This is a genomic window from Thalassospira tepidiphila MCCC 1A03514, assembly GCF_001662875.1.
GTDB classification, from domain to species: domain Bacteria; phylum Pseudomonadota; class Alphaproteobacteria; order Rhodospirillales; family Thalassospiraceae; genus Thalassospira; species Thalassospira tepidiphila.
In genome coordinates this window covers 102,159-116,520 of the sequence record NZ_JPVZ01000006.1, presented here as the reverse complement: position 1 = coordinate 116,520, position 14,362 = coordinate 102,159, and the positions used below count along the sequence as shown (strand labels likewise).

Annotated in this window: 17 protein-coding genes; 8 read left to right on the top strand and 9 right to left on the bottom strand. The window is 51.9% G+C overall.

Annotated elements, in window-relative coordinates; all coding sequences use genetic code 11:
• Positions 1–25: 25 nt before the first annotated feature.
• Positions 26–235: a hypothetical protein gene (locus tag TH4_RS14180; protein ID WP_062956569.1), complete on the top strand. Its 210-nt coding sequence runs from the start codon at positions 26–28 to the stop codon at positions 233–235.
• 317 nt (positions 236–552) lie between these two features.
• On the opposite strand, the gene TH4_RS14175 is transcribed toward TH4_RS14180, so the two are convergent.
• Positions 553–1,449, bottom strand: a complete 897-nt coding sequence (locus TH4_RS14175; protein WP_062956568.1) for a cation efflux transmembrane domain-containing protein — start codon at positions 1,447–1,449, stop codon at positions 553–555.
• 80 nt (positions 1,450–1,529) lie between these two features.
• Here TH4_RS14175 and cadR point away from each other — a divergent pair, with 80 nt between their 5' ends.
• Positions 1,530–1,937: a Cd(II)/Pb(II)-responsive transcriptional regulator gene (gene cadR, locus TH4_RS14170; protein ID WP_063093925.1), complete on the top strand. Its 408-nt coding sequence runs from the start codon at positions 1,530–1,532 to the stop codon at positions 1,935–1,937.
• A 293-nt stretch (positions 1,938–2,230) separates the two neighbouring features.
• Here cadR and TH4_RS14165 read toward each other — a convergent pair whose 3' ends face one another.
• Entirely contained in the window at positions 2,231–2,647 is a 417-nt protein-coding gene (locus TH4_RS14165; RefSeq protein ID WP_062956567.1) for a MerR family transcriptional regulator, read from the bottom strand.
• 75 nt (positions 2,648–2,722) lie between these two features.
• Here TH4_RS14165 and TH4_RS14160 point away from each other — a divergent pair, with 75 nt between their 5' ends.
• From TH4_RS14160 to TH4_RS14140, 5 genes are read left to right on the top strand one after another with little or no spacing between them, the layout of a single operon-like run.
• The gene (locus TH4_RS14160; RefSeq protein WP_062956566.1) at positions 2,723–3,112 is read left to right on the top strand and encodes a mercuric transporter MerT family protein; all 390 of its coding nucleotides are present in this window, start codon (positions 2,723–2,725) and stop codon (positions 3,110–3,112) included.
• A gap of 11 nt (positions 3,113–3,123) precedes the next feature.
• Positions 3,124–3,453 carry a heavy-metal-associated domain-containing protein gene (locus TH4_RS14155; RefSeq protein WP_062956565.1) on the top strand — a complete coding sequence of 110 codons (330 nt, stop codon included), beginning with the start codon at positions 3,124–3,126 and terminating at the stop codon, positions 3,451–3,453.
• Between the two features lie 3 nt (positions 3,454–3,456).
• Positions 3,457–3,708, top strand: coding sequence for a mercury resistance system transport protein MerF (merF, locus tag TH4_RS14150; protein ID WP_063093920.1), 252 nt, complete (start codon positions 3,457–3,459; stop codon positions 3,706–3,708).
• 1 nt (position 3,709) lies between these two features.
• The gene (gene merA / locus TH4_RS14145; protein WP_063093918.1) at positions 3,710–5,131 is read left to right on the top strand and encodes a mercury(II) reductase; all 1,422 of its coding nucleotides are present in this window, start codon (positions 3,710–3,712) and stop codon (positions 5,129–5,131) included.
• Between the two features lie 32 nt (positions 5,132–5,163).
• Positions 5,164–5,859, top strand: a complete 696-nt coding sequence (locus tag TH4_RS14140) for a cytochrome c biogenesis protein CcdA (RefSeq protein WP_209272279.1) — start codon at positions 5,164–5,166, stop codon at positions 5,857–5,859.
• Positions 5,860–5,994: 135 nt separating this feature from the next.
• Here TH4_RS14140 and TH4_RS14135 read toward each other — a convergent pair whose 3' ends face one another.
• The 4 genes from TH4_RS14135 to TH4_RS14120 are packed head-to-tail and all read right to left on the bottom strand — an operon-like array spanning position 5,995 to position 11,433.
• A complete protein-coding gene (locus TH4_RS14135) occupies positions 5,995–6,378 on the bottom strand; it encodes a hypothetical protein (RefSeq protein WP_063093914.1) in 384 nt (127 codons plus the stop codon).
• A gap of 7 nt (positions 6,379–6,385) precedes the next feature.
• Positions 6,386–8,251: a site-specific integrase gene (locus TH4_RS14130; RefSeq protein WP_157097758.1), complete on the bottom strand. Its 1,866-nt coding sequence runs from the start codon at positions 8,249–8,251 to the stop codon at positions 6,386–6,388.
• A gap of 37 nt (positions 8,252–8,288) precedes the next feature.
• Positions 8,289–10,130 carry a phage integrase SAM-like domain-containing protein gene (locus tag TH4_RS14125; RefSeq protein WP_157097757.1) on the bottom strand — a complete coding sequence of 614 codons (1,842 nt, stop codon included), beginning with the start codon at positions 10,128–10,130 and terminating at the stop codon, positions 8,289–8,291.
• A 7-nt stretch (positions 10,131–10,137) separates the two neighbouring features.
• Complete coding sequence (locus tag TH4_RS14120; protein ID WP_063093908.1) at positions 10,138–11,433, bottom strand: tyrosine-type recombinase/integrase; 1,296 nt, start codon at positions 11,431–11,433, stop codon at positions 10,138–10,140.
• A 180-nt stretch (positions 11,434–11,613) separates the two neighbouring features.
• Here TH4_RS14120 and TH4_RS14115 point away from each other — a divergent pair, with 180 nt between their 5' ends.
• Positions 11,614–12,555 (top strand): PQQ-binding-like beta-propeller repeat protein, encoded by a 942-nt coding sequence (locus TH4_RS14115; RefSeq protein WP_483414619.1) that lies wholly within the window; start codon positions 11,614–11,616, stop codon positions 12,553–12,555.
• 79 nt (positions 12,556–12,634) lie between these two features.
• Here the strand turns inward: TH4_RS14115 and TH4_RS14110 are convergent, their stop codons facing one another.
• The 3 genes from TH4_RS14110 to TH4_RS14100 all read right to left on the bottom strand — a co-directional run bounded on the left by TH4_RS14110 (position 12,635) and on the right by TH4_RS14100 (position 14,322).
• A complete protein-coding gene (locus tag TH4_RS14110) occupies positions 12,635–13,402 on the bottom strand; it encodes a tetratricopeptide repeat protein (protein ID WP_245227894.1) in 768 nt (255 codons plus the stop codon).
• Between the two features lie 12 nt (positions 13,403–13,414).
• A complete protein-coding gene (locus tag TH4_RS14105; RefSeq protein ID WP_008890526.1) occupies positions 13,415–13,771 on the bottom strand; it encodes a DUF2794 domain-containing protein in 357 nt (118 codons plus the stop codon).
• 125 nt (positions 13,772–13,896) lie between these two features.
• A complete protein-coding gene (locus TH4_RS14100) occupies positions 13,897–14,322 on the bottom strand; it encodes a hypothetical protein (protein WP_008890527.1) in 426 nt (141 codons plus the stop codon).
• Positions 14,323–14,362 lie beyond the last annotated feature (40 nt).

The following is a 14,362-nucleotide window of genomic DNA, read 5'->3' as shown; positions in this document are numbered from 1 at the left end:
CAATACCGGATTAAGGAGCGATTAAATGACGACCTCAAGTGATGAACAATTGGAGTATGTAGTTTTGCATGCTTTCAAACATGCCTGCAGCTGCGAAAGGCTTGATATTGCCGAATTTATGCTAAGAGCCCTTGAAAAGCTTGATCAGGAGCGAACGGAACATGACACCGTGGATCGTCCATTGATGGATGCGTATCGTGATTTGACGGCAAGCTCACAGCATCACAATAATTGATAGCTGGGGTGGTAAGGTCAATTGGAACACTTGAATTAACATTTCAAAGTATCCTTCATCTTTCAGCAAACCGAGTTTCACATGGCACGGCTTGATTCGTGTGAAGAAGAGTTGGTGGTTTTCTCAATTGGCAACTGAATGCAGCACAGGTGTTCCATGTCTGCACCCAATTAAAGAACGGGGTACAGAAACAGACTCGCCATAGGCCATTGATTGTTGCCCCAGACATTTTATCGCCTGATCCGACGCAGGAAGTACGCCAGAAATGGGCAATAGGTCATGCCGTGAGCGATTTTTGCCCGCAACGGACACTGCTCTTAACCCTTGATAGCCAGAATGCGTTTGGCGCCGTTCAGTACAATGACCCCGGCGATGGTGCCGATGATCAGGTCCGGATAATTGGACCCGGTCCACGCGACCAAAACGCCGGCGGTGATGACCCCCAGATTGATCACCACGTCATTGGCCGAGAATATCCAGCTTGCCTTCATGTGCGCCCCGCCCTCCCGATGTTTGGATATGAGCAGCAGACAACTGGCATTGGCAATCAATGCGACGAATGCGATAGCCATCATCACCAACGATTCAGGCTCACTGCCAAATACAAAGCGTCTCACCACCTCCGCTAGTGCTCCAACAGCCAGAATTAGCTGCAGAACACCAGCAAGATGCGCGGCACGCACCTGCATTCTTATGCTATGCCCAACAGCATAAAGGGCGAGCCCGTATACCGCCGCATCTGCGAAATTATCAAGAGACTCACTAATTAGGCCAGTGGACTGGGCTGCCAGGCCGGAAATCATTTCTATTAGAAATAGGAGTGCATTGATGCCAAGCAACCAGCGCAGGGTGCCTGCTTCTTGTTTGATAGAGGTAGTTGAGGCTTCGGCGGTCTTGATGGTCTCTGGATCGGCTGCGGTGCTTTCCTGAAGCGTAGCGCCTAGCCCCAAGGTCTCCAACTTTGTAGTGATAGCGGCAACTTCGCCATTGTGTACGACCTCCAACTGGTGGTTCGACAAGTCGAAGGACAAGGTCTGAATCTCCTTAAGGCCATTCAGGGCGAGGCGGATTATTCGTTCTTCTGACGGGCAGTCCATTTTTGGCACTGCATAAATACTGATCCATTGCTCTGATGCTTCGAAGGCGTTCGGTTCATCGGTATTCGATGGCGGAGGTGCATCACTACCAGAAAGGCTATCACAGAATATACTCATGACATGGTTCCACTTTAAATTACAGTGTTACCATTCAAAACTATATAGTAACTATAAGGTCAATAGGGTGGAGAGGACAAATGCGCATTGGTCAGTTGGCACGGTTAGTAGAGATCGACACACAAACAATCCGCTTCTATGAACAGCAGGGCCTATTGCCGTCGGTAGGGCGGAGAGAAAACGGCTACCGCGTCTATACCAAAAAGCATGGTCAACGGTTGAGATTTATCCGTCGCTGCAGAATTCTGGGTCTATCTCTGGCGGAGATTTCCGAACTACAGCAGCATCAGGATGAGCCTCATCAGCCTTGTAATGCGGTCAACGTTTTACTTGATGATCACATATCTCATGTGCAATCACAGATTGCCACTCTACAAGCGCTAGAAATACAACTCGTTTCACTAAGAGAAAGTTGCAAAGATGGACGGGATGTAGAGGAATGTGGCGTTCTTTCTGGGATCAATGATAAAGAGACGCATAAGAGGTAGAGGGGTTTTACTGTGGAACAAACCGAAAAACCAATATTTTACTCTTGCCGATTTAATTATATAAACAGAAACTTTTTTGGTTTATCTTGCTAAATACTTCCTATTTTATATATTACTTGGGGCGTATCCTTTTTTGTAATCTGGCATTCCATCATAAGTTTTTGTTGATATTTAGCTCAAGGATTTGGGAATAATTGAAATTTACTTCATTTGTTGGCATGCTGACAATGTTGTAAAAATTGATAACTGGCCTCTTTGTCCTTTTGATGAAGCCGAACTCACAAGCTACTACTTCAAACGTGGAACAAGGCTTCCAGAACAGGGCACTCAGGCACATCTTTTCCTGAACATTGAGCTGCCGTTTCCGCCAAAACCTGTTCGATCCGTTTCAGGTCATCAATTTTTGTGCGCACGTCAGCAAGATGGCTTTCCGTACGCTGTTTGACCTCCGAACATGTTTGCAACTGACCATCTATAAGAGTCAGCAACCCCCGGATATCTTCAATCGAAAAACCCAGATCACGGGCGCGCAGGATAAACCGCAACCGGGAAACATGTGTTTCGTCATACAGCCTGTAACCCGTTTTGCTGCGCCGCGGATCGGGCATCATGCCGGTCTTTTCATAATAGCGGATCGTTTCAAGATGACAGCCTGTCACCTTCGACAATTCTGCTCGCTTTAGTCGCCTCCCGGAATTGTGATCGTCCATGTGATCAAAACCTTCTTTAATCTGTAGCAGCTACAGACTGTATCTTAACTGCGAATCGAATTCGAGGTAAACCACATGAACGATATCAAATCGGACGACCTGTTGTCGGATGACGGGAAGCAGACAAAAAGAGGTCTGCTTGCAACTGGTGGAGTGGTCGGAGCCATTCTTGCATCCGCCTGCTGTGTCGCACCACTCCTGCTTCTGATGCTGGGGGTGTCGGGGGCCTGGATCGGCAATCTGACGGCTCTTGAACCTTACAAACCACTCTTCGCGACGGTGGCTCTGATATTTATCGGGCTGGGGTTCTGGCAGGTCTATTTCAAGACCAAGCCAGCTTGTGACGACGGGTCTTACTGCGCCCGTCCGGAATCCGCACTGATCACCAAAGCCGCCCTGTGGTTCTCAACCGTGCTGGTGGGATTGGCCCTGACAATCAACTGGTGGGCACCGCTGTTCTATTAGGAGAAATCGAGATGAAACGAACAGGCATTATTCTGGCCGGGGCATTTGCCCTGGGACTGGCTGTCATATATCCGGGAGGCTACCTCCCAACTGCGGCGCTTGCTGCCAGCGCCACAGCGCAGGATGAACAAACAACCGTTTTCGACATCGAAAACATGACCTGCGCCCTGTGTCCGGTGACGGTCAAAACCGCGATGGAAGCCGTCACCGGCGTAGAGGCCGTAGACGTCAACTTCGATAAAAAAACCGCAACTGTCACCTTCGACCCGTCAGTCGCCAATGTGGAAACCATCGGGATCGCTTCGACAAATGCCGGTTATCCGGCCAAGGCGCGGGATTAAATAATGCGTGGCAACACCATTTTCAAAACCGGGATCGTCGGAACAATTTTTGCTGTGATCTGCTGTTTCACACCAATCCTTGTTGTCTCGTTCGGGGCCCTTGGACTCTCGGCATGGCTGGGCTGGATAGACTATGTCCTCATACCCGGATTACTCCTGTTCATTGCCCTGGCACTGTACGGCTACCGACAACGAGCCCGTGCGCGCGCTTGCTGCGAGACCGATACACAACCAACCACCCGGAAAGGAAAATAATATGAACAATTGTTGTTCGACCGACAAACAGGAATATGACCTTGCTGTCATCGGCGCGGGTTCGGCCGGTTTTTCGGCGGCGATTACGGCCGCTGAACAGGGCGCAAGGGTCGCACTTATCGGCAAGGGAATGATTGGCGGCACATGCGTCAATGTCGGGTGTGTTCCCTCCAAAACCATGATCCGTGCCGCAGAGGCCGTGCATGGTGCGGGGGCCGCTGCGCGTTTTCCCGGCCTCTCCGGAAACGCTCATGTCGCTGACTGGCAGTCCCTGATCAAGGCTAAAGAGGATCTGGTTTCCGGTTTGCGTCAGAAGAAATATATCGATCTGCTGCCCGAATATGATGGTATCGATTATCTCGAAGGGGACGTTATATTTAATGACACCGGTCTTCTGCTTGACGGCAAAAAGCTTGTTGCAAGAAAGACAATCATTGCAACCGGCACATCCCCGTCATTTCCCGATATTCCAGGCATTGAGAATGTCCCCTGTCTGACCAGTACAACGGCACTTGAACTTGATCAGCAGCCACGATCACTTCTCGTGATTGGCGGCGGATATATCGGTTGTGAACTGGCTCAGATGTTTGCACGGCTCGGCAGCTCGGTTACGCTGGTGACACGGTCACGGCTTCTTCCCGAAGCAGAACCGGAAATTGCTGCATCGCTCACTCAGGAGTTAAGGAATGAAGGGGTATCCGTTCGCACGGGCCTCACCTACGAGAGGGTTGAACGGAAGAATGATAAAACGGAACTGACCATTAACGTTGATGGCCAGGCCGAGGTTCTTTTTGCTGAACATATCCTGGTAACGACAGGCCGTAAGCCGAATACAAACGGATTAGGCCTCGAAACGGCCGGAATTGAAGTAAATTCGAATGGCGGAATTGTTGTGGACGCGTACATGCGGACGACGCGTCCTGATGTATATGCTGCGGGCGATGTGACCGGGCGCGACCAGTTCGTTTATATGGCAGCTTATGGCGCCAAACTTGCGGCAATAAATGCCTATAACCGTGACGAACAGACATATGACAACACAACGATGCCCTGGGTTGTCTTCACTGATCCACAAGTTGCTGGCGTAGGTCTCTCCGAGGTTCAGGCACAGAAACGGGGCTTTGTGGTCAAGACATCTGTCGTGCCGCTTGATCTGGTGCCCAGATCACTTGCCGCCCGTGATACACGCGGTTTGATAAAACTCATTGCAGATGAAGCAACTGACCGCTTGCTGGGCGCTCAGATACTGGCACCCGAGGGCTGTGACAGCATTCAGACAATGGCGCTGGCCATACGGTTTGGGATGACCGCCCAAGAACTTGGCGACACGATTTTTCCCTATCTGACCACAGTCGAGGGCCTGAAACTTGCCGCTCAGGGCTTTGCGAGAGATGTCGCCAGACTGTCCTGTTGTGCCGGGTAACACCATGCGACGATGATAAGGAATTTACAAACGTGACACCGGACCTGTTCAACCTGATCTTTCTTGCGCTGGGCTTGGGATTTTTGGGATTTATCGAGCCCTGCACGATTGGCGCGCATATGCTGTTTCTCAACAGCCAGTGTGACCGTTCACTGCGCATGCGGGTTGGGGCTCTAGCTGCATTCATGCTCGCACGCCTTCTGGTCATGGGCGGTTTCGGCGGCGTGATCGTCATGCTGGGACAACGCATGATCGGGGTTCAGACCGGGGCATGGCTGATCTTTGGGGCACTCTATATGGTCATCGGAATTGTCTTCCTGTTCGGTGCAGGGGGACGGTTTCGGCGGCGTATCCGGATTGCGCCAGTCGGATGGCGGATCACGAAAAACCCATGGGTTCAGGGCGTTGCGTTTGGCCTGAATATTCCCGCCTGCGCCGCGCCGATCCTTTTCGGCCTGATGGGGGCCGCAACCGCAACAGGCTCCGCCGCAAAGGGTTTCATTCTGATGGCGGTCTTTGCGCTGTCGTTGTCACTTCCATTGGTACCGTTTTCGGTCGTGCCGCAACTTACTTCGCTTCTTGTCGGACTTGCAGACTGGATGCGTCCGCGCCGCTGGTTGACCGGCTTTGTTTTCGTCGCCCTTGGCCTATGTCAATCTGGTTCGGGCTATTTGTCAATCTGGCAGACTGGGCAAAGGCATGAACTTGGGGAGGCGCCTCTCTGCTGATCTGCGGAAGTGATCTGTCGTAAGTGGGATGATTTATGGAAGATGGGAGACATGTGCATTAGGAGAGGCTTGGCGTAGACACCACGATTGATGTAAAAGGCTTGTTAAGAGTCTTCCTGTGTCGTGGAAGGCCCATTACGTATCAGAACCTTCTGCTTGTGTCATACGTACTGCCTGGCGAATTCTTGAAGCCGTTTGTCGTTCCATCTCGCGCATTTGAAGCAGCATTGCTGCCATCAGGTCTCTCGCCGTCCCGGTTTCCTGTTTTAATTTGGCGATTTCCTGACGCAGACTCATGATCTCATTTTGTTTTGATGATTTTGCTGTTGCCTCAAATGATTTCAGTCTCTCAAGCACTTTGGGATATTTGTACAGTGTTGTCCGGCTATGCCCGGCTTCGCGCGCAACCATACTTTTGTTGATTTTGGGTGTATTGCTGGAATTGGCTTTCAGAGCATGACGCGCGAGGAGCCGATCAATCGCCATCATGAATGCGGCTTCAACAGATGTGGGTGACATGGTTTCATTACCCGGGATTGTTGTTTTCTGCAGCTGCAGCTTCGGTGGTTTCAAGCTTGTTTAGCACCATAATACATTGTTCGAGGCGTTGTTTGCAGAGTTGTGCGAGAGCAAAGTCATCATTGGTTGTTGCCGTTTTCAGATCATCTTGCAATTTGGCCCGGCGGTCTTTCCAGAAGGGCAAATGAGTCTCGTCAAGGACAAGGTTTTGACATTCCCAACATAAATCCGGGCGTGCGGCCGACCATAGCGGCGCACTGATCACCCATCGGGCAGAGCAACCGATGGTACAATTCCCGGTTCCCTGTCGAAACAGGCAGGTTCCGAGGGATGTCTTTCCCCAGCGAATATCATGTGCCCGTATACCCGAGGTACGAACCAGTTCTTCAATATCGCGTGGGCGGTCATCTTCGGGACGGTTGTCCAGAGATTTTCCGAGTTGATTCGCAGTCTCTTTCAGTTTTCCACTGAGGGCCCCCGAGACGTTTTTTCTGCCGGCAATCATTTCGCCAATGAGAGAGACCGTTGACTGAACCGCAGCATCATCAAGGATCTGTTTCAGTTCTGGATCCGCATTTATATATCCCTGTTCCGTCATCGCCATACTGATGTGTTTGAAATGCTCCCGAAGCACCGGGAGCATGCAGCTGTCGCTTCGGATGACATATTGGGCGAAGGATTTGCGCCATTGATGAGAAGTAACAGTCCAATCCTTAACACCGCTTCTGACAAAGAACCTTCTCTGGCAGCGATTGACCCAACTTAAAGTATGGGCTTTCACATCTTTGGTCAGGCTTTTTGTTCGGCTAAAACCGACAATCAGTTCGTTGATGTTTCTTCGAGTGCGCCAGGGGGCGTACAACCTTTCGATGACAGATATTGCCTTGACCGGAACAGGAAGGTGATCACTCCCGACCGGGCGCAGTCCGGTGACCCAGGTGACCGGGCGAGGCGTTTTCGTCGTCTTGTAGATATGACCGGAAAGATAAAATATCTCATGAAGACCGCTGGCCGACGGTTCAATTTTTATGCAATCGGGCAAGGTATTTTGTGCCAGTGGCGTATCAGAGGCTTGCAGTCCCAGCAATTCACTCACTCTGATACCCGTCAATCCCTGGATGAGGATCAGGCACGCGTCAGTCAGAGAGTTGATGCGATCCCGTAAATGCTGCCTGTCTGGTGCATATTTTTCGGCAACCAGCAGGTCTTTGGTGTCCGCGAAATGCCGAGCCTGTAAAATGATATCCTCTGCTTCATCAAGCATGCGCAAGGCACTGGTCATTATGTGTAAAAATATGGGGTCCGGGACGGGCGGGACGGATCCCTGTTCCCTGCCTGCCAGCTGTTTCGCGACCTCGAACGCCGTCATGCCATGCCAGGGGGCGCTGCCCGGTACAGGAATTCCGGCTTTTGCCAGAACAGGGGCCTGATATCCCAAAGAAACAGGTAATGCGAGATGTTCCATAAGATACAGGGCATTGAGATTGGCTTTATCGCGTTTATCAATCAGCAGGTCATCAAGATATTGGGCGAATGCGTTGGTATCAAGCGCGCCGAAATGAGCGTAGCCGGATTTGCCCATCCAGCGGGCAAGATAATGAACCCGCCGGGAGAGCTTGCCCATTGAGCCCGGCTTGTATCTATGTCGCTGTCTTGGGTCGACAATCAATGACCAGACCAGTCGACGATGCGCGTCGAGCAATATCGCCCATTTAGGATCAACGAATTTACTGCCGTCCGGCATGATGAAATCCCAGCGTATGGTGCTGGCTGCAGCGTCGTGACCTGGCGTCAGATTGTCGAAGAACCATCTGTCATCAGACCAGCGGGAATGGCGGTTGATCCTCGTTTCCCGCAGATCTTCCGCTGCCATGAGATGATATGCTGTAGCGGTTTGTATAGGGTTCATGTCATTCGATCAGAATGGCGTGGGTTCTTTGAATGTTTTTGGCCTCATGCCAAACACTCTTGGCCGGGAACTTGCTGAGCCAATTGTTCAGGGCCTTTTGTACCGTTGACCAATATAGCCAGCGACCTGGCGGTAAATCGTGACGTGCTTTCTCAATGGCATTGTGGAGATGAAGCAGTTGTGCCAAAGCGTGTGAATTGTCGGGGATCACGGCGGCGCGAGGACATAGCGGACACTCTCCCCAGGCGGTGCAGAGTTGTCCTGTGGACTGGGATGCGAGAGGAGAATCATAGGGGTCGGTGCATTCAAACCCCGGCGTTGCGGCGCGACCTGTATTGTTTGGAAGATTGATACGGTCATCGGACTTTCCAGATGTCCGGATATATCGTTCCCGTCGGTTCAAAAGATTGCCCAATGTTTCCCGTCTGCGGTGCCGGGCCGCTTCCGACACATAATGCGTTTCCGTTGTCTCTGTGTGCCAATGATTGAGAATTGCCTGTTGTGCCTTGATATCCCCGTTACTCAGTTGATTGACAATCTCCGAGATGGTGGGGCGAATGTTCGACAAGCTGAAATCAGGGAGTTGATTATCTTTTCTGAAAGCAGAAAGTGCGTTAGGGAAGGTGCAGGTTGCATTGAGATAATGATGAGCCCTTCCGTAATTTCTGCCCTGAAATATGAAGAGCATATCATGGTCGGGATCGTGCTCGGCATTTGGGAGGCGACGGGTCAGCTTTCCGACATTGTTGAAAATGGAAATCGGGCTATCAATCTCTGTGCTATCCTGAGGATAGGTTCGAACCTGATCGCCTCGCGCGCGTTTCTTCCCGCCGACCACCCGATATCTCGGCGCCAGTTCGGCACTTCCTTTAAGTAACGAGCTCTCCCGAAGGGCGGATTTTCGTAAAGCCAGTATGGTTTCCGGATTGAAGGCCGTCCTGATTGCCATCATCACGACAAACGGGACCAGAGAGCGCTTTGTTGCATACAGCCACGGAGCAATACCCTTGATCCCTCCGAAAAACTCGATTTGTCGTCGCCGGCCATCGCCGTCAGCAAAGAATTGTTTGCTGTTCGTCACATAGCCACCATAGCGGTCTTCAATGATTGCCAGCAATGTTTCAAGTCTATGCTCGGTGGGTGAAGCACCCGCCTGCAGGCGTTCTCTACCTGATTTAATAAAGTCGTTTCCTTCTTCCCATTTGCGCATCCATGTCTGCATTTCTTTGATGCAGGCGCGCTCAATCGTTACAAGATCGGTGATAGCCAAAATTGGTCGATGAGCAATTTGCTCGTTTATTCCAGGCCAGGGATTTGGCTGGATATAAGCATCCCCAGGGACTTCGCTTGTATATTGTGGATTTTGTTTAAGATAGTGCAATACAACACGGAGTGGGGAGATTAACCCGGCTTTCGTTTTGCTTGTAAGCTGTTGGGTGTCGAGCCAGAAAATGTACTCATTAAAAAGAGTTGTGGTCAGATCCGACAGTTTAAAATGTGCTTTTCCCTGTTCGCACATAAAAGCAAAGAAGCGATTGAGAGCTTGAACCTTGTTGACCTGGGTAGAGGGACCAAACTTGCGAATATGCGAGAAAATGGCCGTAGCAAACGGAACAGACAGATGTTCGGCTTTCAGCCAATCGTCGCTGACATTGATCTGGGCACTGCCGCGGTTGGATTTTGCGGTACGGGGACAGTTTAGCGTGAGTTGACACAGTTTTCCGTCAGGTGACAGCTTTTGGATAACCCCGTATTCTCTCTCTTCCTTTTCCGGACGGGCCAGGTTGTTCCTGTCGAAGGCAGGTGCCGCACCCGGGCGATACGTGAGAAAAGATCTGTCCATGCGCTTTCTAGCCATCGCGTAGGGCCTTGAGATACGTATTCAGGGTATCTGTCATGAGTGCTTCCCGAATTTGTACACTCCGCAAATATGTATTGATTGTTGTCGTTATGTGACTATGGCCAAGCAATGTTCGCAGGCTGAGCCAGGGTTCTGCTTTGCCCGCGCGAACCAGTTCAAAATACATGGTAACCGCAAAGGTATGACGGAGGTGATGAAAGCTGTGCAGGGCTTCAGGTCTGTCTAAGGGGCTGGTTGTGCCGTTTTTATGGGAAGGGCATACAAGACCGGCTTTCAGAACCGCGCGCTGAAAGTGGCGCCAGATGGAATGAGCTGTCATTGCTTCACCCGGATTTCTTTTGGCATGGGCGTGATTGACAAAAAGAGCCTCGACAGATGTTTTCGCGCGTCGAACCGCACGGGCCCGTTCTGTTTTTACGTAATGTCGCAGATCATCATGGATTATGCCCGGTACGACAACTGTGCGCGGCTTCAGGCCTTTGGTTTTGTAAAGAGGCAATGCGACGTTGCTGTAGCTACCATCTTTCTTGAGATTCTTGTATTGCGACAGAGTGAGGTTGGCGCATTCGTCAAGTCGCATTCCTGTGGCGACAGCAAGGCTGGCAATGAGCCGGTCTCTGCATGGACGACGATCAGCTTTGTCTCCGGGGATCGAACCAAGTTCGGCGAGCACTCGTTGAAGAGCTTCGGGAGAAAATGCCTCAGCCGTTTCACTGTTATAGGTTCTCGGAAGCAGTTTACTCGTTTTGACCGTATTGTCGCCGGATTGAACATGCGCCATCCGGGTAATTGCATAATTTCGGGGTTTGATACGTTCTTCGTAAAACTCTTTCGCATCAAATTCAATCAAGCCTTGTCTGGACGCCCATTCATAGAAGTCAACGATGGTGCCAAGCCTGCGGCGTACTGTTGCAACAGCATATCGTTTACCGGTTTTAGGTGATTTGCTGCATAAAAGCTTGTCGCGATATAGTTCGATGTCATCGAAACAAGCAGCGTCCCAATCCCTATGAATCAAGCCTAGATATGTGAACCACTCATACAGGTCATAGGTTAAAGCTGTTTGTGTGTTTCCTACCGAGGGAATTCTCGAGGACCGGACGCATTTGTCATGGAGATAGAATAAGACCGGCTCAACAATTCTGCATCCGTCATAGACAAGATAGTGGAAACCGGTAGGGAGACTGTGGCTCTTCACTTGATCCCACTCGGTATCGCGGATGATCGTTGCAGGTCGAACGACATCCGCTGTTTTGGCAACCGTGTAGTAGGGAACTGTCAGCATGCTTCCCTCATTCCAAATGTCGGGCACCGGGTTTTGTTTGTCATCTTGAGGCTGTGATATCAGACCTTACCTGCACCGCCAGCATGCTGGCGGTGCAGGTAAGGTCTGTAGGCACAGTGGCAGCTAAACAGCCATGTTAGCAAGGAAGTTTGTGTATGTGAACAATGTTAGTAATGTCATATAACCCTGCTTGATATCACCAGCCCCGATGGGGAAACCGTTCCGGCACTGGTCGGGCCAACCAAACAGGGCGATATCTATGTTCTGGACCGCCGCACCGGTGAGCCGATCATTCCAGTGACCGAGGTGCCCGCACCCGGTGGCGCAATTCCCGAGGATCATACCGCCCCGACCCAGCCGGTTTCAGACCTGACCTTCATGCCGGAACCGCTGACCGGGAAGGACATGTGGGGCATTACCCTGTTTGATCAGATGGCGTGCCGCATAGCATTCCATCTGTTGAAATACGAAGGCCGCTACACGCCGCCGTCTCTGGAAGGGACGCTGGTGTATCCCGGCAACTTCGGGACGTTCAACTGGGGCAGTGTTGCGGTTGATCCGGAACGCCAGATCATGTTTGGCATGCCGACCTATCTTGCCTTTACCTCGCGCCTGATCCCGCGTGCCGAGGTGCCGCCCCGTGGCAGTGAAAAGGCCAGTGAAATGGGGATTAACCGTAACGAAGGTGCGCCTTACGCGGTTGAAATGGGACCGTTCCTGTCGCCGCTTGGCATTCCGTGCCAGGCCCCGCCATGGGGATATGTTGCCGGTGCCGACCTGCGTACGGGCGAGATTGCCTATATGCACAAAAACGGTACGGTCGAAGACATGACCCCGTTGCCGTTGCCATTCGAACTTGGTGTGCCGGGCATTGGTGGCCCGATCCTGACCAAGGGTGGTGTGGCGTTCCTTGGCGCGGCGGTTGATAACTATTTCCGTGCCTATGACGCAACGACCGGCGAGAAGATTTGGGAAACCCGTCTTCCGGCCGGTGGTCAATCAACGCCGATGACCTATGAAACCGATGACGGGACGCAATATGTGCTGATCGTCGCAGGTGGTCATGGATCAATTGGCACCAAGCCGGGCGATTATGTGATTGCCTATAAGCTTGCCGAGTAAGACCGGCCAAAACAGACCTTAATGCGCACGCGCACCTGAAAGAAATCAGGTGCGCGTGTCGTATCTGGTGCTTGCAAGCCTATCCCGTCGCATCAAGGGCGAGGCGTTTTTCAACCCGTTGAATTTCCTCGGGCCGGAGCCTTGGTTCCAGCGCGTCCAGTGCGGCCTGCGGGTTCAGTGGTTCTGCCTCGTTGGCACCTTCGGGAAAGCTGATCGGGCCGCGTGCAGCACGTCTTAGCCAGTAATAGGCGTCGGCATAATTCTGTTTCACGCCCCAGCCACGTTCAAGCAAGGCACCGTACATGAATTGTGCGGCGTGCATGTTTTCGTTCGCGGCAATTTCAAAGTAATGCGCGGCCTCGACAAAGTTCTGTCGGACCCCACGACCGTGGAAATACTGCGCGCCGATCATATAGGCGGCATTGGCATTGTGCGGATCAATGCGCAGCGCACGCTTGAAATACTTTGTGGCCCGAAAATGATCGTAGGGCAGGCCAAATCCGTTGAAATGCATCAGTCCAAGATAATAGGTCGCCCCGCCATGGTTGGTCTTTGCAGCCTTGCCAAACCACTCGGCCGCCATTTCGTATTCAGGGGCACCCAAATCACCACGAAAATACAGCAGGCCCAGCGCATATTGCGCATATGGATCGTTTTCCTGTGCCGCCAGATGCCAGAAGGACTGTGCGCGCACGTAATCTCCAGCCTGATAGGCATAGTAACCTGTCTGGTATTCCTTGCTCATGCCTGCTGTGTGGCCCGCTGTTGGCAACAGCAGGCAGGCCAGCACGGCAAGCGCGAATAGGGGGTGTCGGCCCGAAAGGCTGGCCGATAAGGGGCTGGTCACGTCTGGGAACCGTCAGGAGTTTGTTTTAAACAGGGGGACGACCTTGCGGGCGCGTTTTTCGATGGCTTCAAGCACATTGACGATTTCAGCGCTTTGTTTGATGCGCTCACCGCTATGCAGGGCAACATATTGTCCGGCATTTTTGTGCTCGTTACCGAGCTTGATGACCGTGAAAAGAGGGGTTTCGTGGGTTGAACGGAAAATCGAAAACATCGCCATCCCGTCCAGATGATCGATGGCATAATCCTTCCAGGCGCCGCTGGCAACCTGTCGGGAATATGTGTTCATGAGTTTCATCAGTTCAGCCCGGTCAAAATGAACAAAGCTTTTGGCTTTGCGGTATTTGGCCAAATCGAACAATGTTCCCATGTGGTACTCCGGCAGCGTGTGTTCGAGATTGTCCTTTGCCACAACGGGAAAATGACAGCCTGATGACACGGTAGCGCGGATTGACCGACGCCTCAAGTTTCAATGGATGAAAAACAGACCGGATTTTAGAGGCTGCGCGAACGGGTTGGCGGCCAATCAACGGTTTGCGATCCGGTGTTATAGGGATCAGGTGTGCGATAGCAACTGACCGCCGCAAGCGAGCGATAGCAATAAAGCGGCGGTTCTGGCACCGGTTCCTTTTTGCAATAGGACTTGCCGTCAATCTTGCGGATGGTGGAGCAGTCCTGACCGGTCGACAGCGAAACCGCATGGTCAATCAGGGTTTTGTCGGAATTGATGATGCTGACCACGTCAAAGGCAATATACCATTCGCCGCCGGTAAACAGGCTGGTGCCGACAACATCGGACATCGTTGTTCCACAGCCCGACACAGTGGACCCCATCAAGGCTGCAAACAGCCCGGCAAGGATACGCTGTCGGATAAGGCGCCGTTTTGCGGGCTTGGTATGTGCAGTCTCGCGACGTTTCATTGTGGTCTCCGTCCGCTCACCGGGCAAATATGACCGATGA

What these genes read in the sequence shown, in the direction of transcription:
- TH4_RS14180 (WP_062956569.1), top strand. Translation starts at nt 26, where the DNA reads ATGACGACCTCAAGTGATGAACAATTGGAGTATGTAGTTTTGCATGCT.
- TH4_RS14175 (WP_062956568.1), bottom strand. Translation starts at nt 1,449, where the DNA reads ATGAGTATATTCTGTGATAGCCTTTCTGGTAGTGATGCACCTCCGCCA.
- cadR (WP_063093925.1), top strand. Translation starts at nt 1,530, where the DNA reads ATGCGCATTGGTCAGTTGGCACGGTTAGTAGAGATCGACACACAAACA.
- TH4_RS14165 (WP_062956567.1), bottom strand. Translation starts at nt 2,647, where the DNA reads ATGGACGATCACAATTCCGGGAGGCGACTAAAGCGAGCAGAATTGTCG.
- TH4_RS14160 (WP_062956566.1), top strand. Translation starts at nt 2,723, where the DNA reads ATGAACGATATCAAATCGGACGACCTGTTGTCGGATGACGGGAAGCAG.
- TH4_RS14155 (WP_062956565.1), top strand. Translation starts at nt 3,124, where the DNA reads ATGAAACGAACAGGCATTATTCTGGCCGGGGCATTTGCCCTGGGACTG.
- merF (WP_063093920.1), top strand. Translation starts at nt 3,457, where the DNA reads ATGCGTGGCAACACCATTTTCAAAACCGGGATCGTCGGAACAATTTTT.
- merA (WP_063093918.1), top strand. Translation starts at nt 3,710, where the DNA reads ATGAACAATTGTTGTTCGACCGACAAACAGGAATATGACCTTGCTGTC.
- TH4_RS14135 (WP_063093914.1), bottom strand. Translation starts at nt 6,378, where the DNA reads ATGTCACCCACATCTGTTGAAGCCGCATTCATGATGGCGATTGATCGG.
- TH4_RS14130 (WP_157097758.1), bottom strand. Translation starts at nt 8,251, where the DNA reads ATGGCAGCGGAAGATCTGCGGGAAACGAGGATCAACCGCCATTCCCGC.
- TH4_RS14125 (WP_157097757.1), bottom strand. Translation starts at nt 10,130, where the DNA reads ATGGACAGATCTTTTCTCACGTATCGCCCGGGTGCGGCACCTGCCTTC.
- TH4_RS14120 (WP_063093908.1), bottom strand. Translation starts at nt 11,433, where the DNA reads ATGCTGACAGTTCCCTACTACACGGTTGCCAAAACAGCGGATGTCGTT.
- TH4_RS14105 (WP_008890526.1), bottom strand. Translation starts at nt 13,771, where the DNA reads ATGGGAACATTGTTCGATTTGGCCAAATACCGCAAAGCCAAAAGCTTT.
- TH4_RS14100 (WP_008890527.1), bottom strand. Translation starts at nt 14,322, where the DNA reads ATGAAACGTCGCGAGACTGCACATACCAAGCCCGCAAAACGGCGCCTT.